The organism is Achromobacter sp. Marseille-Q4954 (assembly GCF_943737025.1).
GTDB classification, from domain to species: Bacteria; Pseudomonadota; Gammaproteobacteria; order Burkholderiales; family Burkholderiaceae_B; genus Achromobacter; species Achromobacter bronchisepticus_A.
The window spans coordinates 2,274,327-2,295,075 of the sequence record NZ_CALSFQ010000001.1; the positions used below are offsets into that span (position 1 = coordinate 2,274,327).

Below are 20,749 nucleotides of genomic sequence, written 5' to 3' on the forward strand. Positions count from 1 at the left end.
GATATAGGGGGTGCGGCGCTAGCGGATGTGCTCGGGCGCCATGCATGAACGGCTGCGAAAGCGCGGCAGGAAAGCGCCCAGCACGAACACGCGGAACATGTAGGGCGTGAGGCCGGGCTCGTTCAAGGCCGGATTCACGCGGCTGCGGTATTGCTCGCGGTGCAGGCGCACCAGTTCGGACCAGTGCGCCCGCGGATGCTCATGGTGCGCGGTGTGCAGGCCGATGTTGAAGAGCAGCGGATTGACCAGCCCTTCGAAATTGCGCGCATAGTTCAGGCCTGCGACGGACCGGGGTCCGCCATCGGCATGGGCATGCTGCAGATAGTTGGTGGCCAGCAGCCAGTGCAGGCCGTGCAGCTGCGGCACGATGACAAACACCAGCGCCTTCATGGGGTTCACCGCCAACAGCCCGCCCCACAGGCCCAGCCACACGCCGTACTGCGCCATGCAATAGCGCCACGCGCCCGGCCAGTGGCGGCGCAGGCGGCCCAGCCACGCGAAGAACAGCGGGTACAGCACCCAGCCGGCCTGCAAGGGATGGATCAGGTAGCCCCACAGGTGATTGGTGTCGCCGCCGAACCGATAGGTGCGCGCCACGTCGCGCGCGCCGTGCTTGTAGCGATGGTGATTGGCCACGTGCGCCGGATAGAACACGAAGGTCGGATGCCCTTGGAGCAGCGTGATCCAGAAGTCGGTGGCGCGGTTGGTCCAGCGCCCCCGCCACATGCGGATGTGCGTGTGATTGTGGTGGATGACGCCCACGCCCAGGGTCAGGAACAGCATCAGGCCGTACAGCGGCCACCAGAACCCGTGCACCCACTGCCAGGCCGCCAGGGCGGGCAGCGCGGCCAGATAGGCCAGGCTTTGCCAGTCGCGCCAGTTGCGCAGCGACGGCAGCCTGCGTTGCCGCTTAAGCGCGCCCGCCAAGCGATTCTCGCTGCCGGAAAGCATTCAGCTGGGACTGCGCCGCCTCGGCCTTAAGGCGGGTGCGGAACAGGCGGTCCATGAACGTGAACTGGAAACCGTAATTGCCGTTGTAGCAGGCGTGGTGCAGGTGGTGCCGGCGGCTGGCGGCGAACCAATGCGCGTAGGACACATTGGGGAAGAAGTCGTAGTTGGCGTGGCCGATGCAGTTGAAGAACAGGCTGAACAGCGGCACCGAGGCCAGCGCCCAGAAGCTGAAATCATGCAGCACCATGGGCAGCATGATCACGTTGCCCAGCATCAGCGCCTCGATGGGATGGAAGCTGTAGGTCGAGAATGGCGTGGTCACCACCGAGCGGTGATGCGGCAGGTGGAAGCGGCGCAAAAGCTTGGTGTGCAGCAGGCGGTGGTTGATCCAGAAATGCACGTCGTTCCAGGCCACCAGCACCAGGATTTCAAGCGTGATCTTTTGCCAGCTGGCGTCAGGGTCCAGGTGCGCCCAGCCCAGCTGCAGCAGGCCCCACGGAAAAATCATGCCCGTGCCGAACAGCAGGATGGACAAGCCGGATTGCGCGAACTCGCGCCGCAGCTGGCCCGGCGCCAGCGGACGCGGATCCAGCGGACGTCCGATGCCCAGCGCGGGCAGGATATGGTGCGTCAGCAGCCAGGTGGCCGCGCCGAAGACCAGATAGATGCCGCCGAAGAAAAGCAGGCCCGCCAGCATGACTTGCCAGGCGGACAAGGCTACAAAAGCTTGGGCCATGAACGTTCTGTTTCACCCGAAGAATGGGCGCATGATAAGCAATCCGTCAGCTTCCCGGTAGGACATTTATTACAAAATGAATCCGAAGACCACAAAGCTGGCGGACTGCTCACCAAGTTCGGGCTACTGGCAGGGATATTGCCGGTTCAGCCCCGCCACGGCGGCGTCCATGCGCGCGGCCAGACCCGTGCTTGCGGCCGGCATCGGCAGCCGCAGTTCGTCGCTCAGCAGGCCCTGGCGGCCCAGTTGCGCCTTCAAGGGGCCGGGGTTCGGCTCGGCGAAGGTCAGCTGGATGATGGGGACCAGCGCGTGGAACAGCTTCCTGGCCAGGTCCAGTTGCTGCGCCTTCACCGCCTGGTGCATGGCCACGAACAGGTCGGGGCGGATGTGCGCGGCGGCCGCGATCATGCCCGCGCCCCCCAGGCTCATCACGGACAGCGCCTGCAGATCCTCGCCCGCCAGCACGTTCATGTTGCCGTCGGCGATCAACGCGATGGTCTTTTCCAGCGAACCGCCGCAGTCCTTGATCGCCGCGATGTTGGGATGCGCGGCCAGCGCCAGCAGGGTCGCTGTATCCAGCGTAGTGCCGGTGCGGTAGGGAATGTCGTAGAGCACCAGGGGGAAACGCGAGGCATCGGCCAGGCAGCGGAAATACAGGGCGGCGCCTTCCTGGCCGGGGCGCACGTAGTACGGCGCGGGCGCCAGGATGCCGGCCAGCGGACGCGTGCCGAAGGCGGCCAGGCGCTGCATCACGTGTCCATGATGATTGCCCGCCAGGCCCATGATGACGGGCAGCCTGCCCGCCTCGGTCAGCACGGCGTCCAGCACCGCCAGTTGCTCGGCGTCATCCAGCGACGCGGCTTCGCCGGTGCTGCCGCACACGACCAGCCCGTCCACGCCCGCGGCGGCATAGTGGCGCACCAGGCGGCGCAAGGCCCCGCCGTCGACGGCGCCGCCGGAAAACGGCGTGACCAGAGGCACCCAGACGCCCTGGATCGGAGATTGATGATGAGATTGCATGAGAACACTCCTTCGGTGTAAGCGGACCGTGGTTGGACCGTACAGAAGTGCTCGGGATGTCAGGGGATGCGCGGACGGCGCCAAGCGCCGCCAGGAGGCCGCTGTTCCGTCGCCCATCTGACGGAACAGCATGCTCCGGTCAGATGAGCGGCTGTTTTTTGGATTTCAGGCCGGCGCAAACCAGCACCACGCCCTGGGCGCGGAACGGGAAAACGGATTGGTTGGCCTGATGAATCATTTATGGATTGAATGCAGTGATCTGCAAGCGCAGATGCGGGAATCTACCGGTAGCCCGCAACGCTGTCAACGCCGCGCCTCAGCCCAGGCTGGCCAGAAACACCGCGCACAGGGCTTCCATGCCCTGGCGGTCGTCTTGGTCGAAGCGGTCGGGCACGGGGCTGTCCACATCCCACACGCCGATCAATTGGCCCTGGTGCACCAGCGGCACCACGATTTCGGAACGCGAGGCCGCATCGCAGGCGATGTGGCCGGGGAACGCGTGCACGTCAGGCACCAGCTGCGTCTGGCGCTGGCTGGCGGCCGCGCCGCACACGCCGCGGTTCAGCGGAATGCGCACGCAGGCCGGCTTGCCCTGGAACGGGCCCAACACCAGTTCGGTGCCGTCGAAGAAATAGAAACCCGCCCAGTTCAGTTCGGGCAGGGCCTGATAGGCCAGCGCGCTCAGGTTGGCGGCATTGGCGATGCGGTCATGCTCGCCTTCGAGCAGGGCACGGGCCTGGGCGACCAGTCCGGCATACAGGGCGGCCTTGGAATCGGCGACGATGGGAGCGGCTTCGAACATGGGAAATGTAACTGTACAGGCGGTTATCGATGCAGGTGATTTTAGGGGCTGCGGCCATTAAGAGGGCCGGGTGACGGTCGTGTGGGACAATAATTTCTAGATTGCCCTAGCCCACCCCCAACGGACAAACTGCCCGCATTTCCTTACCCTTCCAAAGAGCACTCATGGATAAACCTCTCGAACCCGCATTTTCCTTTTCGGAACGCGCCCAGCAACTCACCAGTTCCGCCATTCGTGAAATCCTCAAGGTAACGGAACGCCCCGAGGTCATCTCGTTCGCTGGCGGCCTGCCGGCGCCCGGCGGTTTCCCGGTAGAAGTGGTGCGTGCGGCATTCGACAAGGTATTGGCCACCAACGGCCGCGCGGCACTCCAGTATGGCCCCACGGAAGGCTACGCACCGCTGCGCCAATGGGTCGCGGACGACATGAAGAAGGCGGGCGTCAACGTCAACCCGGACCAGGTCCTGATCGTGTCGGGCTCGCAGCAGGCGTTGGACCTGCTGGGCAAGGTGCTGATCGACAAGAACAGCAAGGTCCTGGTCGAAGACCCCAGCTATCTGGGCGCGCTGCAATCGTTCGGTCTGTACCAGCCCAAGTTCGTGCCAGTACCCAGCGACGACGGCGGCCTGATCCCCGAAGCCATCACGCCCGAACTGGCCGACGGCGCCCGCTTCCTGTACGCCCTGCCCAACTTCCAGAACCCCACCGGCCGCACGCTCAACCTGGAGCGCCGCATCGCACTGCTCAAGCGCGCCGCCGAACTGAACCTCACCATCGTTGAGGACGATCCCTACGGCGAACTCCGCTACGCGGGCGAGCCTCAGCCCGGCCTGATCGCCCTGGCCGCCGAGTACGGCGCCAACGTCGTACGCCTGGGTACGTTCTCCAAGGTGCTGGCCCCCGGCCTGCGCCTGGGCTACATCGTCGGCGCACAGGCGCTCATCAACAAGCTGCAGCAAGCCAAGCAGGCCACCGACCTGCACACGCCCACCCTAACCCAGATGGCCGTGTACGAGATCGTCAAGGACGGCTTCCTGGAAGAACACCTGCCCAACGTGCGCGAGATCTACCGCGCCCAGGGCAGCTGCATGCTCGAAGCCATCAAGCAGGACTTCCCTGACACCGTCAGCTGGACCAAGCCGGAGGGCGGCATGTTCATCTGGCTCACGCTGCCCAAGCATATCGACGCCACCAAGCTGCTGGAAAAGGCCGTCGCCCAAAACGTCGCCTTCGTGCCCGGCGCGCCGTTCTACAGCGGCGGCGGCGGTGCCAACACGCTGCGCCTGAGCTTTGCCACCGTGCCGGAAGACAAGATCCGCCGCGGCATCGCCATCCTGGGCAAGCTGTTGAAAGAAGAGGTTTGATCCTCCCGAAGCGCCTGCGGCGCTGCGGAACATGAGCGGCGGCCGGGCGCGATGTCCGGCCGCCGTTGTTTTATGCTCTTGGTTTTCCCATTCCGTTTCGCCGTGACAGTGAGCGCTCCCCAACAATCTCCCGTCGACCTCAGCGACATCGTTTTCACCGACTGGGTCGAACGCTGGCTACCCAAGTCCTGGCGGCCCTATGCCCGCCTGTGCCGCCTGGACCGCCCCATCGGCACCTGGCTGACCCTGCTGCCGGCCATTGCCGCGCTGATCCAGGCCGCGGGCGGCCTGCCCGACCTGCAGCGGCTGATCGTGTTCTCGCTGGGCGCGCTGCTGATGCGCGGCATCGGCTGCACCGTCAACGACATGTGCGACCGCAATTTCGACAAGCACGTCGAGCGCACGCGCTTCCGGCCGCTGACCAGCGGCCAGCTGACGATGAAGAACGCGGTCTGGTTCCTGCTCGGGCAGTTGCTGGTCTGCGGGTCGCTGCTGTTCTTCCTGAACGACATGAGCCGCTGGCTGGCCGTGGCCGTGCTGCCCTTCGTCTTCATCTACCCGCTGTGCAAGCGCGTCACCTACTGGCCGCAAGTGGTGCTGGGCATCTGCTTCAACTGGGGCATGCTGATGGCCTGGTCGGATACGCAGAACCACGTGCCGCTGGCCGCCGTCGCCATGTGGGCCGGCGCGGTGCTGTGGCAGGTGGGCTACGACAGCATCTACGCCTACGTGGACGTGCGCGACGACCGCAGCCTGGGCCTGCATTCCACCGCCATGCGATTTGGCGACCAGGGCAAGCTCTGGATCGGCGGCTTCTACGTGGCCACCGTGGCGCTGTGGGCCTGGGGCGGTTACGCCATCGGTCTGTCGTGGGCTTACCAGGTCGGCATGGTGGCCGTGGCGGCGCACCTGGCGTGGCAGCTGAAGGTCTTCGACATCCAGCGCCCCGACCGCAACTTCATGCTGTTCCGCGCCAACCTCTGGCTGGGCGCGCTGCTGGTTGCCGCCGCGCTGGCGGGTACGCTGATCCGCTAAAAGCAGCATCGGCGCCGCACTGGCGACCGCGCCGATGCCCCGTTGACGCCGCGCATTGCCCGTGGCGCCGACTGGGGCCATGATGGAGTCTCCGCAACGCACTACGGAGACCACGCATGCCCTCATTGCTCAAATCCCTGGCCTTGACGGCCGCCGCAGCCGCCGCGTTCGTGGCCATTCCAGCACAGGCCGCCGCCAGCGATTGCTCTGCCCAGCGCGGCTGCGCAGCCAAGTTCTGCGCAATCGAAAACGACATCGCCGCCGCCAAGGCGCAAAACAATACCCGCCGCGAGGCCGGGCTGCGCAAGGCCCTGGCCGAAGCCCGGGCAAATTGCACCGACAGCCGCCTGCAATCCCAGCGCGAAGCGGACGTGCGCGAGAAGCAGAACAAGGTCGCCGAGCGCGAAAGCGAGCTCAAGCAGGCCCGCACCAAGGGCAAGCAGGACAAGATCGACAAAGCCCAGCGCAAGCTGGACGAAGCCCAGGCGGAATACAACGCCGCGCTGGTCGAACTGAACCGCTGATTCCTTCCAGCCGGCCCCGGGGCCTTCCCGGGGCTGCGCGCCCCATTTCCCCCGCCGCCAGATCTCTCCCCTCCCGGGGGGACTACTTCCTATGGTGTCATCAAATGGAAATTCCACCACCCATGGTGCCATTTGGTGAAATGGAAACCTATTAGTCTTCTTTTTGGAAAGATGTTTTCAGAGAATCAGGGTTTATCCGGAGATGATTTGCGCCCAGAATGCATCTCATCGGGACACAGCAAGCGAACCCCAGGCAATCAGGCCAGCGGTTCGGCTCCCAAGCTCAAGACATTGGAGGTCTGCTATGAAAACCCTTGCTACCGCTTTGATGCTGTCCATGTCCGTTCTGGCTGCCGGCGCCCAAGCCGCCGAGGCCGATCAGGGCCCGACCCGCGCTCAGGTCCAAGCCGAACTGCAACAAGCCAAGGCCTCGGGCCAATACACCTTCGGCGAAGAAGGCTACCCCGCCGCCATCGCCCCGAAGTCGACCCTGACCTCGCAGCAAGTGCAAGCTGAACTGCAACAAGCCAAGAACGCCGGTGAAGTGACCTTCGGCAACCTGGACTACCCGCCCGTCGCCGCGGCTGAACAAGCCACCTCGCTGACCCGCGCCCAAGTCCGCACCGAACTGGCTCAAGCCAAGTCGGAAGGCCTGGTCACCTTCGGCAACCTGGACTACCCGCCCCTGGGCAGCTGATCCCCCCCTGGCCTCCCCGGCCAGGCAGCGCCCCAAAGCCCTCCGGCCCCAAACCGGAGGGCTTTGTTTTTGACGTTTCGATATTTGATTAAGTCGAATTGACGTTACCTATGGCCGATTCGACTATTTAGTCTCTACACATCGACAGCGCCCGCGCATAGGATGAGCTCACCTACTCCCCCATCCATGCAGGAGCCGCACCATGACCACCGCCTCTCCCCGGCCCGTCCTACTTCTGGGCGCCGGAAAAATCGGTTTCGCCATTGCCCTGATGCTGGAACGCAGCGGCGGCTATTCGGTGCTGGTCGCCGACCAGGATCCCGAGCGGCTGCGCATCGTGGCCGAACTGGGCTGCGAAACCCGCCAGATTTCCGGCGACGACTCCGTGGCGCAATGCATCGAGGGGCGTTACGCGGTCATCAACGCGCTGCCTTTTCACCGCGCCGCCGCGGTGGCGGGGCTGTGCGCAAAGGCGGGCGTGCACTACTTCGACCTGACCGAAGACGTGGCCAGCACGCACGCCATCCAGGCGCTGGCGGAAAGCGCCCGCAGCGTGCTGATGCCGCAATGCGGCCTGGCCCCGGGTTTCATCGGCGTGGTCGGCAACGCGCTGGCGCGCCGCTTCGATACCCTGCTGGATCTGCGCATGCGCGTGGGCGCCCTGCCGCGCTATCCCTCCAACAGCCTGCGCTACAACCTGACCTGGAGCACGGAGGGACTGATCAACGAGTACTGCAACCCTTGCGAAGCCATCGTCGACGGCCAGCTGACCAGCGTGCCCGCGCTCGAAGGCTACGAGACCTTCGCGCTGGACGGCGTGGAGTACGAAGCCTTCAACACCTCCGGCGGACTGGGCACCCTGCCCGCCACCTTGCGCGGCCGCGCCCGCAACGTGGACTACAAGTCCGTGCGCTACCCGGGCCACTGCAGCATCATGAAGCTGCTGCTCAATGACCTGCGCCTGCGCGACCGCCGCGACCTGCTCAAGGAAATCTTCGAAGCCGCCATTCCCACGACCGAACAGGACGTGATCGTGATCCAGGCTTCGGCTTCAGGCCGCCGGCATGGACGCCTGGAAGAAGAGTCTTACCCCATCCGCATCTTCGGCGCGGACGTCGACGGCCATCGTCTCAGCGCCATCCAACTGTCCACGGCTGCGGGCATCTGCGCCGCGCTGGACCTCGTGGCGCAAGGCGCACTGCCGCAACGCGGGTTCGTCGGGCAGGAAGCCATCGATCTGGATGCGTTCGTCAACAACCGCTTTGGCCGGGTCTACGCGGGCAAGCCGCTGGCCTTGGCGGGCAGCGGCGCCATGGCCGACCGCTGAACCAGGACGCGCAGCCTCTGGCGTCCCGCCCTGCCATAGCGCGGGACGCTAGCTCCAGCCTTCCAGCCGCAGCGTCGCGCGCACCAGACGCTGCTCTTCCTGCTCGATATCGGCCAGGCTCTGGCGCACGCTGTCCACGTGATCCGCGGCCGCCTTGCGCGCCTGTTCCGGCTGGCGCGCGGTCACGGCGTTGAACAGCCGCGTGTGCTGCCGGTCGATCTGGCGTTTCTCCGGCTGGCGATGGTACAGGTTGTTGACACAGGCGAAGACCGAGCCCAGCAGCAGATCCGTCAAGGACTGCAGCGTATGCACCAGCACCGGATTGTGCGAAGCCTCGCAAATCGCCAGGTGAAAGGCGTGGTCCAGATGCGCATGCGTCGCCGTGTCGGTGGCCGTGCCCTGCGCCGCCACCATTTCGTCATAGCGGCGGCGGATCATGATGAAGTCCGCCTCGGTGCCGCGTATGGCCGCCAGCCGGGCGGACTCGGCTTCCAGCAGCGAACGCACTTCCAGCAGGTCATAGAGCGTGCGCGGCTGCGAATTGAACAGATGCATCAAGGGGCCCGCGTCCACCTTGGAGATGTGCGCCACATACGAGCCCTTGCCTTGCGCGGTATGGATGATTTCGCGCGCGCGCAGCAGCTTGAGCCCTTCGCGCAAGGCCGTGCGCGACACGCCCAGCTTCTCGGTCAGGCGCCGTTCGGAAGGCAGCGCCTGGCCGGCCTTCAGCACGCCGTCCAGGATCAGGCGTTCGATCCGTTCGGCGACCTCGTCCGCCACCTGGCGAGGCTTTTCTTCAGTTTCCGCGTACATGCACTCTCCGCACCAGTGGTATGACCAAGGGCATCCCCGATCGGATCTCTTGCATCACACCCCTGTAAGTAGCTGATATAAAACCATAAAAATTACAGGTTTGCCCATACGGCAGCGCACAAACTGGTATGACCAGTGGGTTTTGATATGGACATTGCGACAGGCGCGAACGATGATGTCGAGACCAGATACGCCCGGCGCGCGGCGTCGGCCAGTCCCTTACCGCTAGAGAACCGCATGACTCAACGCATCCAGCACCACGGCCTGCAAGTGGCGGCCAATCTCAATCAATTCATCGAACAGGAAGCCCTGCCCGGCACCGGCCTGGATGCCGAAGGCTTCTGGCAAGGCTTCGCGGCCCTGGTGGACGACCTGGCCCCGAAGAACCGCGCGCTGCTGGCCGAGCGTGACCGCCTTCAGGCCGAGCTCGACGCCTGGCACCGCGCCCACCCCGGCCCCATCGCCGACCCGGCCGCCTACCGCAAATTCCTGGAAGGCATCGGCTACCTGCTGCCGCAGCCGGCCAGCGTGCGCGCCACCACCGACAACGTCGACACCGAGATCTCGCAGCAGGCCGGCCCGCAGCTGGTCGTGCCCATGTCCAACTCGCGCTACGCGCTGAACGCCGCCAACGCGCGCTGGGGCAGCCTGTACGACGCGCTCTACGGCACCGACGCCATTCCCGCCACGCCCGGCGACACCGGCCGCGGCTACAACCCGGAACGCGGCGCCGCCGTCATCGCCCGCGCCCGCGCCTTCCTGGACACCGCCGCCCCGCTGGCCCAGGGCTCGCACGCCGACGCCCGCGCCTATACCGTTGAAAACGGCCGATTGCGCGTGGCGCTGGCCAACGGCTCCACGGGCCTGAAGAACCCCGCGCAGTTCACCGGCTACCAAGGCGGGGCCTCAGCGCCCACGGCCATCCTGCTCAAGAACAACGGCTTGCACTTCGAAATCCAGATCGACCGCAGCCACAGCATCGGCGCCACCGATGCCGCCGGCGTCAAGGACGTGCTGGTGGAAGCCGCGCTCACCACCATCATGGACTGCGAGGACTCCATCGCCGCCGTGGATGCCGAGGACAAGGTCCACGTCTACCGCAACTGGCTGGGCCTGATGAAGGGCGACCTGACCGAAGAAGTCACCAAGGGCGGCAAGACCTTCACCCGCAAGCTCAACGCCGACCGTGACTACACGCGTCCCGACGGCTCGCCGCTGACCCTGCACGGCCGTTCGCTCATGTTCGTGCGCAACGTCGGCCACCTGATGACCAACCCGGCCATCCTGGACCGCGAGGGCCGCGAAATCCCCGAGGGCATCCTGGACGCCGTGGTCACCAGCCTGGCCGCGTTGCAGGACCGCAAGTACAAGCTGAATTCGCGCACCGGCTCCGTCTACATCGTGAAGCCCAAGATGCACGGCCCCGTCGAAGCCGCTTTCGCCAGCGAACTTTTCGATCGCGTCGAAGACCTGCTCAAGCTGCCGCGCAATACCCTGAAAATGGGCATCATGGACGAAGAGCGCCGCACCAGCATCAACCTCAAGGCGTGCATCGAGGCCGCCGCCGCGCGCGTGGCCTTCATCAACACGGGCTTCCTGGACCGCACCGGCGACGAAATGCATTCCAGCATGGAAGCCGGCCCGATGCTGCGCAAGGGCGACATGAAATCCACCGCCTGGATCACCGCCTACGAACGCAACAACGTGCTGGTCGGGCTGGACGCGGGCCTGCGTGGCCGCGCCCAGATCGGCAAGGGCATGTGGGCCATGCCGGACCTGATGGCCGCGATGCTGGAACAGAAGATCGCCCATCCCAAGGCCGGCGCCAACACCGCCTGGGTGCCCTCGCCCACCGCCGCCACGCTGCACGCGCTGCACTACCACCAGGTCGACGTGCAGGCCGTGCAGCAGGAACTGGAACGCACCAAGCTGGACAGCGTGCGCGACGATTTGCTGGGCGGCCTGCTGACCGTGCCGGTCGGCGATCCGTCCAAGTGGTCCGCGCAGGACATCCAGCAGGAACTCGACAACAACGTGCAGGGCATCCTGGGCTACGTAGTGCGCTGGATCGACCAGGGCGTGGGCTGCTCCAAGGTGCCGGACATCCACAACGTCGGCCTGATGGAAGACCGCGCCACGCTGCGCATCTCCAGCCAGCACATCGCCAACTGGCTGCGCCACGGCGTGACCAACCGCGAGCAGGTCATGGAAACCTTCAAGCGCATGGCCAAGGTAGTCGACGGCCAGAACGCGGGCGACGCGCTCTACCGTCCGATGGCCGGCAACTTCGACACCTCGCTGGCGTTCAAGGCCGCCTGCGCGCTGGTGTTCGAAGGCCTGACCCAGCCCAACGGCTACACCGAGCCGCTGCTGCACAAGTACCGCCTGGAGTTCAAGGCCGCCCAGGCCTGATCCCCGCGCGCTTTGCCGCAACAAGACCGGACAGCCTGGCTGTCCGGTTTTTTTTCGGGACGCGACCCCGGAAAATAATCCGTTCAATTTCGCACGGTCGTGCTAAATTTGCCGCATGACTGCCAAAACCGAGAAAAGCGAGCTGACCTTCGCGGCCATTGTCGACGCGGCCCTCGACATGGCTGCCGCGCAAGGCATGGAGAGCCTGTCGCTCGGCCAGGTGGCCAAGCGCCTGGGCATCAGTAAAAGCGGCGTGTTCTCACGCGTGGGGTCGCTGGAAGCCCTGCAGCAGGCGGTGCTGGACGAATACGACCGGCGCTTCCTCGAGGCGGTGTTCACCCCGGCCCTGGCCTATCCGCGCGGCCTGCCGCGCTTGAACGCCCTGGTCTCGCTCTGGATCGAGCGCGCCAGCAATGTCGAAACGCTGACGGGCTGCATCTATGTGGCCGGCGCCTTCGAGTACGACGACGTGGAATCCCCGCTGCGCTCGGTGCTGGAGGGCAATCTGCGGCGCTGGCGCGGCGCCATGCTGCGCACGGTCAACCAGGCATTGGAAGCTGGCCACGTCAGGCCGGACACGGATCCCGAACAGCTCGTGTTCGAGGTCTACAGCCTGATGATCGGGCTGATGCACGATGCCCGCTTCCTGCGGGATCCGAAGGCCCCCCAGCGCGTGCGGGCGGCCTATGAGCGATTGATTTCGACCTACCGCAGTTTCAAGTACCTCGAGTAGCCGTATTTCCAGCGCCGGCCCGTGCCGGCAATTCTTCACTTTAATTTCGCACGGTCGTGCGAAATTATCCAGGAGCCTGACATGTGGATCGTTATCGCAGTGATCGCCGTTTCAGCGGGGGGCAGCGTCTGGCTGCAGTGGCGCGAGCTGCTCAAGCAGCTACCGGACCACGCCGAGCATCTGGTACTTTTCTAGAAAGACATGGCCATCCCGTTCTATATTTCGGGTTCGCCTGTCCCGAACGTCGTCATGCCGCGCTCCAATCATCTCCTGATCATCGATCCGCAGAATGACTTCTGCGATCTGCCCGAGTCCTACCTGCCCACGGATCCCGTGACGGGCGCCGCGCACGCGCCCGCATTGCCCGTGGCCGGCGCGCACGCCGACATGCAGCGGCTTGCGCGCTTTATCGACACCGCCGCGCCTGCGCTTACCTCGATCACGGTGACGCTGGATTCGCACCATCGCCTGGACATCGCCCATCCGACCTTCTGGTCCACCGGCGACGGCCAGCCCGTGGGGCCGTACACGCAGATCACGGCGGCACAGCTGCGCGCGGGCGAGTTCCGTCCGCGCCACGACGACGACCTGCCGCGCACCCTGTCGTATCTGGACGAACTCGAAGCGCGCGGCCGCTACACGCTGATGGTGTGGCCGCTGCATTGCGAAATCGGCACCTGGGGCCATAACGTGCATGCCGACGTGCGCGCCGCCTACAGCCGGTGGGAAGACGAGCGCCAGTTCATCGTGCGCAAGGTGCCCAAGGGCATGAACCCCTGGACCGAGCACTACAGCGCGCTGATGGCCGAAGTTCCAGACGCCGACGATCCGCGCAGCCAGCTCAACCGCAGCCTGCTGGATTCGCTGGACCGCGCCGAACTCATCCTGATCGCCGGCCAAGCCGGCAGCCATTGCGTCAAGGCTACCGTCGAGCACCTGGCCGAGCACCTGCCCGGCCGCGACCTGTCGCGCCTGGTGCTGCTGACGGACTGCATGAGTCCCGTCGCCGGTTTCGAAGACGCGCAGGCAACATTCCAGCAACGCATGCGCGACCTGGGTATCCAGGCGCGCACCAGCGTCGACATGGCGCGGGCGCTGCTCGCGGCCTGAACCCGCCGCGCAAAAGACCACGGCCGCCTGCTTGCGCATGGCGGCCGTGACTGATGGGCTGTTTGGAGCGGGAACGGTCAGGCTGCGCCGCTGCGCTTGCCGTCGCACTCCACGTACAGGGCGCCGATGGCCTCGCACAGCGCCGCGGGCTGTTGGAACAGGCGCGCAACCAGTATGCAGCCCTGCACCGTCGCGAACACCGCGCGGCCGGCCGCCTCGGGCGTGCCGGAGAACTTCATCGTGCCCTGCGCCGCGCCTTCGGCCAGCACGCGGGCCAGCCAGGCCTCGTGCGCGCGGAAGAATCCCTGCAATGCGCCGCGCACGCGTTCGGGCAGCGAATTGACCTCGGCCGCCAGCATGCCAGCCAGGCAGAGTTCGCCGGACCCGCAGGCGCGCGATTCCATCATCGACAGGTATTGGTCGAGCTGCGCTTGCGCCGGCAGCGACGTGTCGATGCCGCGCATGGCTGCCAACGCGCGCGCGCTGTAGGCTTCGACAGCCTCGTAGAGCAAGTCGTCCTTGCCCGGAAAGTAGTAGTGGATGCTGGACGTCTTCACGCCCACATGTTCAGCCAGGTCGCGGTAGCTGAAACCGTTGCATCCGCGCGTGCGGATCAGCTTCTCGGCGTGGGCCAGAAGCTGTTCGCGAGTGGTGTTGGAAGTAGGAGTGTCCATGGCTGAATATTACCTACTAATAGGTTGATTCGTCATCGGTTCCGGCAGCGTTGCCACTGCTCCAAAACCCTTGCGGACCCCGGCCGGGAATCATCCCTCCCCCCGGGATCCGCATGTGCCAGCATGAAACTCAGCCTTGCACGGGCGGGTAGTCCAGCTCGCCGCTGTCGGTCAGGCCATGCGCGCGGGCGGCGGCCAATTCCTGCTGCACCTGCTTGCGGCTCTTGTCGCCAGCCGACGCAAACATCGTGGCGGCGTAGCCTTCTTCGCCCGACACCAGCTCGCCATTGGCGCGGGCCTGGGCCAACTCTTGCTGCACCTGGGCGCGGGTCACCGTGCTTTCGGTGTTCAGGGGAGGCGGATAGTCCAGCTCGCCGGCTTGGGCGGCGCCGATGAAGGAAGCGGACAGGATCAGGGCGGATACGAGGGTCTTCATGGTTGATCTCCAGTAAGGATCAGGTGCTGCATCAGGGTTTCGATGGAGCTATCTACTTATAGATAGATATCAAGGAAAAAAAACTCAGCCTTGCACGGGCGGATAAGCCAGTTCGGCGCTGTCGGTCAGGCCTTGGGCGCGGGCGGCGGCCAGTTCTTTCTGCACCTGAGCGCGGGTCTTGTTGCCGGAGTCGGCAAAGATCGTGGCGGCGTAGCCTTCTTCGCCAGACACCAGTTCGCCATTGGCGCGGGCCTGGGCCAGCTCTTGTTGCACCTGAGCGCGGGTCACCGTGCTTTCGGTATTCAGGGCGGGCGGATAGTCCAGTTCGCCGGCTTGGGCGGCGCCAATGAAGGAAGCGGACAGGATCAGGGCGGATACGAGGGTCTTCATGGTTGATCTCCAGATAACGATTGCGTAGCGGTTCAAAAAACTATCTACTTATAGGTAGATGACTGAGGAAATAAAAAAGCGGTCCTACTGTATTTCTGGTTTCGACGTCGGCGGGTGTTTGGTTTGCTGCGTCGATGGATGAATCTTATCTACTACTAGGTAGATGACACAAGGGGGATTTGTGAAACAAAATGCTTCTGCCAGCAGCATCCGCCTTTCTGGCGCTGTTGCTACTAGCCCCTGCTTCGCCTCGCGAATAGCCGATACGTGCCTGGAACGCCGGCCTGCTCGCACAGCCGGCTCTCACGCCGCGAGGTTCCGTCACCCCAGCACTTGCCGCCGCGGCCGCGTCGGAGCAATGGCCGCGCCTATGGGCTGGCCGGAAGCCGGCACGGCGCGCTCGCGGCCCCACGCACGGATGTTCTCGATCTGCTCCGGGGCGGTCTTGGACAACGGCACCACGTTGCGGAAGCTGTCACGGAACAACTCGGGCGTGGCGGCGGCATCGCCATTGAGATAAGCCTCCTTGACGACCTCGCGCACCGCAGCTTCCAGGTCCGACCCGGCGAAGCCATCGGATAGCTCCACCAACTCGTCCATCAAGGCCTGCGGCTGGACGGCTTTCAGGCCGCGCTTGATGTAGATGTCGATGATCTCGTGACGCTCGTGCGCAGTGGGCAGGTCCACGAAGAACAACTCGTCGAACCGGCCGCGGCGCAGCAGCTCGGGCGGCAGTTTGGACACGTCATTGGCCGTGGCGACCACGAACACCCGCGACCGGGCTTCCTGCAACCAATAGAGGAACTGTCCCACCAATCGGGTTGACGTGCCGCCGTCGCCCGAACCCTGTGCGCCAGCCAGGCCTTTCTCGATCTCGTCGATCCACAATATGCAAGGCGCCACATGGTCCGCCGTGGCAAGCGCGTCCTTGAGACGCGACTCGCTCTGGCCCAGATACTGTCCATGGATGGTGGACAGGTCCAGGCGATACAACGGCAGGCTCCAGCTCGCTGCGATGGCCTTGGCGGACAGGGACTTGCCGCAACCCGGCACGCCCACCAGCAGCACACCGCGCGGCGGCCGGATGCCGCGTTCGCGCAGGTCGGCGGTCAGCAGTGGGCGCTCCTTGTCCAGCCAGGCCTTCAGGCCGCCCAAGCCGCCCACGCTCAATTCATTGCCGCGCACCGACACGCGTTCGATGCCGCTGATGTCGGCGAAGATGCGATCCTTCGCGTGCATGAGCTCCACCATGTCGCTCTTCGCGATCCGGCCGTTGGCCAGCAGCGTCGCGATGATATTCTCGGCTTCTATGCGCGAGATTCCCGCGAGGATCGCGGCGGCGCGACGCTCGTCATCAGTGTCCCATTCGATCTCAAAGTGGCCGCGATACGCCTCCAGCGTCTCGTGGATGATGGCGTACATCTCGTCCTCGCTTGGCGCGGAAAGCGTCAGCGCCATGCCGGCCCGCTGCAACTGCCCCCATACCGGCTTGGTCGTGATCACGATGACCACCCCGCTGTGCTCGGCGGCCAGCATGACGACATCGAGCAAGTGGCGGGCGGAGGCGGTGTCGTCCTCGATATCCGAGATCTCGGTCAGCACGCAAGACAGATTCTGGCGCTGTGCGAACTGCTGGCTCGCGAAGTCGACCGCGCCCGTCACCGAACGGTCTTCGTTCACGCCGCGGCCGGTCGCGAGTTCGCGCGTGCCCTGCGACAGGGTGTGCACGAATACGGGTGCGTTGAGCGGCGCCACCACTTCGCGCAACAGCTCCAGCACCCTGCTGCGCTCGGCGCTGCGGATCGAAATGAAAGGTATGCGGGCTTTGAGGTAGCGCGTCAGCGTGGCCTTGAACTCGATCGTGTCGCTCATGGATCTATATCAGAGAATGATGTTGCGCCGGCGTACGCCGGTTTGCGAAATTGGGGGTTGCGCCGTCGCGCCAGCAGCAGGAACGCCAGCCACAGCCGACTCGTAGCGCACCAGCGGGTTGTTGCGCAACAAGACCAGCAGGCGGCCGCTGCGGTCGGTCTTGGCGCTGTCCTCCAACGACTGTTGCGCGCGCTGCGCGAACTTGCGCAGTTCATCGATCAGGTGCGTGCGCAGCGTCGCGGGAAATATCTCGACCTGCGCCAGGCGATGCAGGAAGGCCAGGTGCTTGCGCGCATTGAGAATGGCGCGCACGATCAGGCTTTCCTCGCCACCGACGCGCAGATCGCGGGTCAGATGCTCCGAGCAACGCGTCAGGCGTGCATTGAACTCGTCCGCCAGTCGCCGTGAAAACAGCGTGACTACGCCGCCGCTGGCATTGAGATCGCCCGCGCGCATCGCATCCAGGCAGGCCTCGTCGTGCAGCCCTTCAGACAAGCGGTCCAGGCAGGCAGACCACTGCGCATAACTGCGCGGAGCTTCGATGGACGCAGGCGCTGCGTTCACTTGACGCGGCGAATGAAGGGCGAGGCTGGCAGGAGATCCCACGCCGGCAAGGCCCCCGCCAACGCGTCGCGCGTATCGGCGGGTGCGGGCGCGGCGGCGGGCGCCGGCGCTGCAACTGGGACTGCCGCAAGTGCCGGCTGCGATTCGGGCGTGGAGTCCGGGGAAATCTGGCGGATCATCGTTGGCTCCTTAAGCCTTGACCATGACGCGGCGCACCGAGTCATGCGAAGAGAGCACGTGCTGTTCAGGGGAAATGCCTTCCAGCAGTTCAACCACACGGGCCGACGTTCCATCGCGGGCCGCAATATCGCGGCGCAGCTCCACCACTTCCGCCAGACACGCGCGCAGGGCGTCGCCGGCCTGCTGACGCAGCTTGGCATAGTTCGCCTTGACCGTCTTGCGCTTGGTCTCCATCTGGCGATGCGTGAGGTAAACCCACAACAGGCCTGCCGCGCCCAGCAGCAAGGGCAGCAAACCCGCACTGACAGCACTCAGGACGAGCGCCACGCTGAGCGCGACGCCCAGCCAATGCTTGGCCGTGAACTTGATGGCCGCCAGATCGCCAGCCTCGCGCGCCGCGATGGCGTCCTCCAGGCTGCGCAGCAGTTCGGCCTCGTTGTCGCCGTTTTGCGTAACGCCCTGCCAGTCTTCAATGTCGAGATGCACGTCGGCCGGCACGGCCATGCGCGCCTTGGCGGTCACGTCGGCATGACCGTCCAGGATCCAGTCTCGCGAATGCGCCACCGCGAACCGTTGCGTGGCCCGAGTCACATGCGAGACCTCGGGGTGCATGGCCGCGTTGGTGAGCAGCTGGGTGAAATCGACTTCCTCGTCCAGCGCCGCGCTCTGCAGGTCGAAACGCTTCTGGGCGGCGCGGCGGTCGCCGCCTTCCTCGATGATGAGGCGGCACAACTCTTCCTGGCGGCGTAGCGGCAGCTCTTCATCATCGAAACGCGTGACCAGCTTGCTCAACAGGTCGTCGACCGCCACCAGCACGCTGGCGGCGGGACGGATCTCGCCCTGGAACACACCTTCGAAGTGCGCCAGCACGGCGGCGTGCACAGCTGTCCCATTGATGGCCTGGTTAAGCTCGGGCCAGGTCGGGCTCATGCGCTTGAGGTGTGGATAGCGATTGCCGTGGTCCTCGTTGGGCGCCTTGGACAGCAGCGCGCGCCCCCATTGGTTGCGTTGCGCCTCGACGAACCCGGCCTGGGCCGACAGCTCGTCGATCCAGTCGGTAATACGCTTGCTGCAATGCAGGGCGACGTCCGCGCCGAATACGCCATTGGCCAGCGCATCGACCATGACCACCGTCTGGCGGTCAAGTTTGAACGGATTCTGCAAACCGAAATAGCGATCCAGCCAGATGCGATTGAGTTCGTTGCGACCCGCGCGGCGGGCGATCAGGGCGAAGAACAACGAGGTTTTCTCGTCATCGCGGCGTATGGCTTCGCTGAGCGCGCGTTCGGCCAGCCCGCGGTTGTCGCCCAACCAGGAGGACAGCGCCACCAACGCCGGTGCGAGCCAATAGCGCGGCGCCGAGATCATGAGTTCCTCGGTCGCGCTACGCAGCGTCTCGTTGCGCACGAGCTGGATATCCGAGGCCTGCAGGATGCCGGTAGCCTGGCGCCGTACGGTACCGTAATACTCGTAGGTCGTGTCCAGTTCCTGGCGCACCTTCACCTGCCGGGTTTCGGCGAGCGATAGTTCCTTGGCTTTCAGGTCGGACGCCACGAAGTCGGCGAACGCCTGCTCGAGCCGGGACAACTCGGCGCGCGTCTGGTTCAACTCACGCCCCACCGAACCTACCTGATCCGATACCGTGCCGATGTCGCCCTGCAACCCGCGCAGTGAACCCAGGATGTTGCTCAGGTCCGCGGTCTGGATGATGCGATCTGCCATGTCTGCCTATTCAGTTTTCGATGATGGCGGTCTGACCGTTGACGCCCACGGCGATCATTTTGTCGGTATAGACCTCGATAAATGCGTAATAGCCGTTGCGCGCCAGCGACCGGGCCTGCTCCATGCCCTGGGGCAAAGCCTCGCCACCCTTGAAATGCTGGATGATGGTGCCCGAACAACTCAGGGTATGAACCTCGTAAGGCGCACCCAGAAAGCATTTGGCGATGATGCCCAAGGGCCAGGCCTCGACATGCACGTCCGGGAATTCCTGGCGGATCGCTTCCGTGAGCGCCTCGGTGGCGGCCTTGCCGTGGACATGGCCGCCGGCATCGAGACGCGTCATGGCTTCGACATAGCCGGTTGATCGACGCTGGCGCAGCCGGGCCTGCAATTCAGCGGGGTTCAAGCGGGCACGAGAGGCCGTGCTGAGGCTCAAATCGGTCTTGAGCTCGACTTTGGGACCTGCAGCCCCAAGGATGGAACGCACCATTTCATCTGGCGGGACGCGAAGGTCCACGGCGCAAAAAACTGTGACGGAGCGAAGCTTAACCTATTCTTACAAAAAATTTCGTAATGAACGGGACGTGCATACGGCGATTGGGCGCGAAGAAAACAGCCGCCGCCGCGCGGACGCCCCAGATCAAAGCAGGACAAAAATAAAAACCCCCTGCCTAGGGCAGGGGGTTTTTTATCAGCCGGCCAGTAGCGGTTAGAACGGAATATCGTCGTCCATATCCGCCAGATTGGCGCCGCTGCTGGCCGGAGCCGCCGCGGGGGCCGGGCGCTGCTGCGGGGCCGGGCGTTGGGCCGGGGCGCGCTGCTGTGCCGGACGCGAAGGCGCGTCGTCGTAGCCGCCACCGCCGCCAAAGCTTGCGCCACCGCCGCCGCCGTCTTCGCGGCCGCCCAGCATCTGCATCTGGTCGGCAACGATTTCGGTGCTGTAGCGGTCAGCGCCGGTATCCTTGTCTTGCCACTTGCGCGTCTTCAGGCGGCCTTCGATGTAGACCGAGCGGCCCTTCTTCAGGTACTCGCCGGCGATTTCAGCCAGGCGGTTGTACATGACGACGCGGTGCCATTCCGTTTCTTCGCGGCGTTCGCCCGAAGCCTTGTCTTTCCAGGTGGAGGTGGTGGCAATGGACATATTGCAGATTGCCGCCCCTTCGGGGCTGTAGCGGACTTCCGGGTCGCGTCCCAGATTGCCCACGAGTATGACTTTGTTAACCGATGCCATGCCGTTGTCCCTCTGTTGTTGACAGCCTGCGTGTGCGTTGCCGCGGACGCGCCGGCAACAACATAAAAGCGATGATGTTGAAGACCGGCTTCATGAAACACGCCGGTCACCGCAACGATGACCGGCGACGCCGGGTTGAACCCTGAGTGAAGCCCT

Annotated in this window: 21 protein-coding genes; 8 read left to right on the plus strand and 13 right to left on the minus strand. The window is 64.9% G+C overall.

What is annotated here, in order from left to right:
* Positions 1–18: 18 nt before the first annotated feature.
* The 4 genes from NGK62_RS10670 to msrC all read right to left on the minus strand — a co-directional run bounded on the left by NGK62_RS10670 (position 19) and on the right by msrC (position 3,509).
* Positions 19–951 carry a fatty acid desaturase gene (locus NGK62_RS10670; protein WP_223283407.1) on the minus strand — a complete coding sequence of 311 codons (933 nt, stop codon included), beginning with the start codon at positions 949–951 and terminating at the stop codon, positions 19–21.
* A complete protein-coding gene (locus tag NGK62_RS10675) occupies positions 911–1,687 on the minus strand; it encodes a sterol desaturase family protein (RefSeq protein ID WP_059374047.1) in 777 nt (258 codons plus the stop codon). The genes NGK62_RS10670 and NGK62_RS10675 overlap by 41 nt, the downstream gene beginning before the upstream one ends.
* Before the next feature lie 123 nt (positions 1,688–1,810).
* The gene (dapA, locus tag NGK62_RS10680; RefSeq protein WP_059374046.1) at positions 1,811–2,707 is read right to left on the minus strand and encodes a 4-hydroxy-tetrahydrodipicolinate synthase; all 897 of its coding nucleotides are present in this window, start codon (positions 2,705–2,707) and stop codon (positions 1,811–1,813) included.
* Positions 2,708–3,023: 316 nt separating this feature from the next.
* On the minus strand, positions 3,024–3,509 hold the full coding sequence (gene msrC / locus NGK62_RS10685; RefSeq protein ID WP_059374045.1) for a free L-methionine (R)-S-oxide reductase MsrC: 486 nt from the start codon (positions 3,507–3,509) through the stop codon (positions 3,024–3,026).
* A 164-nt stretch (positions 3,510–3,673) separates the two neighbouring features.
* Here msrC and NGK62_RS10690 point away from each other — a divergent pair, with 164 nt between their 5' ends.
* The 5 genes from NGK62_RS10690 (at position 3,674) to NGK62_RS10710 (ending at position 8,456) form a co-directional block, all read left to right on the plus strand.
* Positions 3,674–4,873 carry an aminotransferase-like domain-containing protein gene (locus tag NGK62_RS10690; protein ID WP_059374044.1) on the plus strand — a complete coding sequence of 400 codons (1,200 nt, stop codon included), beginning with the start codon at positions 3,674–3,676 and terminating at the stop codon, positions 4,871–4,873.
* 108 nt (positions 4,874–4,981) lie between these two features.
* Entirely contained in the window at positions 4,982–5,908 is a 927-nt protein-coding gene (gene ubiA / locus NGK62_RS10695) for a 4-hydroxybenzoate octaprenyltransferase (RefSeq protein WP_059374163.1), read from the plus strand.
* Positions 5,909–6,024: 116 nt separating this feature from the next.
* Positions 6,025–6,432, plus strand: coding sequence for a DUF1090 domain-containing protein (locus NGK62_RS10700; RefSeq protein ID WP_251878307.1), 408 nt, complete (start codon positions 6,025–6,027; stop codon positions 6,430–6,432).
* A 304-nt stretch (positions 6,433–6,736) separates the two neighbouring features.
* The gene (locus NGK62_RS10705) at positions 6,737–7,129 is read left to right on the plus strand and encodes a DUF4148 domain-containing protein (protein ID WP_118934576.1); all 393 of its coding nucleotides are present in this window, start codon (positions 6,737–6,739) and stop codon (positions 7,127–7,129) included.
* 202 nt (positions 7,130–7,331) lie between these two features.
* Entirely contained in the window at positions 7,332–8,456 is a 1,125-nt protein-coding gene (locus NGK62_RS10710) for a saccharopine dehydrogenase family protein (RefSeq protein WP_059374041.1), read from the plus strand.
* Between the two features lie 48 nt (positions 8,457–8,504).
* Here NGK62_RS10710 and glcC read toward each other — a convergent pair whose 3' ends face one another.
* A complete protein-coding gene (gene glcC, locus NGK62_RS10715; protein ID WP_013396917.1) occupies positions 8,505–9,269 on the minus strand; it encodes a transcriptional regulator GlcC in 765 nt (254 codons plus the stop codon).
* A 237-nt stretch (positions 9,270–9,506) separates the two neighbouring features.
* Between glcC and NGK62_RS10720 the strand changes: the two genes are divergently transcribed.
* From NGK62_RS10720 to NGK62_RS10730, 3 genes are all read left to right on the plus strand, one after another.
* Positions 9,507–11,681, plus strand: coding sequence for a malate synthase G (locus NGK62_RS10720; RefSeq protein WP_251878309.1), 2,175 nt, complete (start codon positions 9,507–9,509; stop codon positions 11,679–11,681).
* A 115-nt stretch (positions 11,682–11,796) separates the two neighbouring features.
* Positions 11,797–12,414 (plus strand): TetR/AcrR family transcriptional regulator, encoded by a 618-nt coding sequence (locus NGK62_RS10725; protein ID WP_059374038.1) that lies wholly within the window; start codon positions 11,797–11,799, stop codon positions 12,412–12,414.
* A 249-nt stretch (positions 12,415–12,663) separates the two neighbouring features.
* Positions 12,664–13,524: a cysteine hydrolase family protein gene (locus tag NGK62_RS10730; RefSeq protein WP_251879560.1), complete on the plus strand. Its 861-nt coding sequence runs from the start codon at positions 12,664–12,666 to the stop codon at positions 13,522–13,524.
* 77 nt (positions 13,525–13,601) lie between these two features.
* On the opposite strand, the gene NGK62_RS10735 is transcribed toward NGK62_RS10730, so the two are convergent.
* From NGK62_RS10735 to ssb, 8 genes are all read right to left on the minus strand, one after another.
* Positions 13,602–14,198, minus strand: coding sequence for a TetR/AcrR family transcriptional regulator (locus tag NGK62_RS10735; protein ID WP_059374037.1), 597 nt, complete (start codon positions 14,196–14,198; stop codon positions 13,602–13,604).
* A gap of 130 nt (positions 14,199–14,328) precedes the next feature.
* Positions 14,329–14,634, minus strand: coding sequence for a DUF4148 domain-containing protein (locus tag NGK62_RS10740; RefSeq protein WP_088143445.1), 306 nt, complete (start codon positions 14,632–14,634; stop codon positions 14,329–14,331).
* A gap of 84 nt (positions 14,635–14,718) precedes the next feature.
* Positions 14,719–15,024: a DUF4148 domain-containing protein gene (locus NGK62_RS10745; RefSeq protein ID WP_118934569.1), complete on the minus strand. Its 306-nt coding sequence runs from the start codon at positions 15,022–15,024 to the stop codon at positions 14,719–14,721.
* A 321-nt stretch (positions 15,025–15,345) separates the two neighbouring features.
* On the minus strand, positions 15,346–16,896 hold the full coding sequence (locus NGK62_RS10750; protein WP_251878311.1) for an AAA family ATPase: 1,551 nt from the start codon (positions 16,894–16,896) through the stop codon (positions 15,346–15,348).
* 9 nt (positions 16,897–16,905) lie between these two features.
* Positions 16,906–17,460, minus strand: coding sequence for a hypothetical protein (locus NGK62_RS10755; RefSeq protein WP_251878313.1), 555 nt, complete (start codon positions 17,458–17,460; stop codon positions 16,906–16,908).
* A gap of 189 nt (positions 17,461–17,649) precedes the next feature.
* Positions 17,650–19,362 (minus strand): hypothetical protein, encoded by a 1,713-nt coding sequence (locus NGK62_RS10760; RefSeq protein WP_251878315.1) that lies wholly within the window; start codon positions 19,360–19,362, stop codon positions 17,650–17,652.
* A gap of 10 nt (positions 19,363–19,372) precedes the next feature.
* Positions 19,373–19,852, minus strand: a complete 480-nt coding sequence (locus NGK62_RS10765; protein WP_251878317.1) for a hypothetical protein — start codon at positions 19,850–19,852, stop codon at positions 19,373–19,375.
* Positions 19,853–20,071: 219 nt separating this feature from the next.
* A complete protein-coding gene (gene ssb / locus NGK62_RS10770; protein WP_054457172.1) occupies positions 20,072–20,593 on the minus strand; it encodes a single-stranded DNA-binding protein in 522 nt (173 codons plus the stop codon).
* Positions 20,594–20,749: the final 156 nt, after the last annotated feature.

Bases quoted from the DNA above. Each gene is read 5' to 3' on its own strand.
- NGK62_RS10670 (WP_223283407.1), bottom strand. From the start codon at position 951: ATGCTTTCCGGCAGCGAGAATCGCTTGGCGGGCGCGCTTAAGCGGCAA.
- NGK62_RS10675 (WP_059374047.1), bottom strand. From the start codon at position 1,687: ATGGCCCAAGCTTTTGTAGCCTTGTCCGCCTGGCAAGTCATGCTGGCG.
- dapA (WP_059374046.1), bottom strand. From the start codon at position 2,707: ATGCAATCTCATCATCAATCTCCGATCCAGGGCGTCTGGGTGCCTCTG.
- msrC (WP_059374045.1), bottom strand. From the start codon at position 3,509: ATGTTCGAAGCCGCTCCCATCGTCGCCGATTCCAAGGCCGCCCTGTAT.
- NGK62_RS10690 (WP_059374044.1), top strand. From the start codon at position 3,674: ATGGATAAACCTCTCGAACCCGCATTTTCCTTTTCGGAACGCGCCCAG.
- NGK62_RS10700 (WP_251878307.1), top strand. From the start codon at position 6,025: ATGCCCTCATTGCTCAAATCCCTGGCCTTGACGGCCGCCGCAGCCGCC.
- NGK62_RS10705 (WP_118934576.1), top strand. From the start codon at position 6,737: ATGAAAACCCTTGCTACCGCTTTGATGCTGTCCATGTCCGTTCTGGCT.
- NGK62_RS10710 (WP_059374041.1), top strand. From the start codon at position 7,332: ATGACCACCGCCTCTCCCCGGCCCGTCCTACTTCTGGGCGCCGGAAAA.
- glcC (WP_013396917.1), bottom strand. From the start codon at position 9,269: ATGTACGCGGAAACTGAAGAAAAGCCTCGCCAGGTGGCGGACGAGGTC.
- NGK62_RS10720 (WP_251878309.1), top strand. From the start codon at position 9,507: ATGACTCAACGCATCCAGCACCACGGCCTGCAAGTGGCGGCCAATCTC.
- NGK62_RS10725 (WP_059374038.1), top strand. From the start codon at position 11,797: ATGACTGCCAAAACCGAGAAAAGCGAGCTGACCTTCGCGGCCATTGTC.
- NGK62_RS10730 (WP_251879560.1), top strand. From the start codon at position 12,664: ATGCCGCGCTCCAATCATCTCCTGATCATCGATCCGCAGAATGACTTC.
- NGK62_RS10735 (WP_059374037.1), bottom strand. From the start codon at position 14,198: ATGGACACTCCTACTTCCAACACCACTCGCGAACAGCTTCTGGCCCAC.
- NGK62_RS10740 (WP_088143445.1), bottom strand. From the start codon at position 14,634: ATGAAGACCCTCGTATCCGCCCTGATCCTGTCCGCTTCCTTCATCGGC.
- NGK62_RS10745 (WP_118934569.1), bottom strand. From the start codon at position 15,024: ATGAAGACCCTCGTATCCGCCCTGATCCTGTCCGCTTCCTTCATTGGC.
- NGK62_RS10750 (WP_251878311.1), bottom strand. From the start codon at position 16,896: ATGAGCGACACGATCGAGTTCAAGGCCACGCTGACGCGCTACCTCAAA.
- NGK62_RS10760 (WP_251878315.1), bottom strand. From the start codon at position 19,362: ATGGCAGATCGCATCATCCAGACCGCGGACCTGAGCAACATCCTGGGT.
- NGK62_RS10765 (WP_251878317.1), bottom strand. From the start codon at position 19,852: ATGGTGCGTTCCATCCTTGGGGCTGCAGGTCCCAAAGTCGAGCTCAAG.
- ssb (WP_054457172.1), bottom strand. From the start codon at position 20,593: ATGGCATCGGTTAACAAAGTCATACTCGTGGGCAATCTGGGACGCGAC.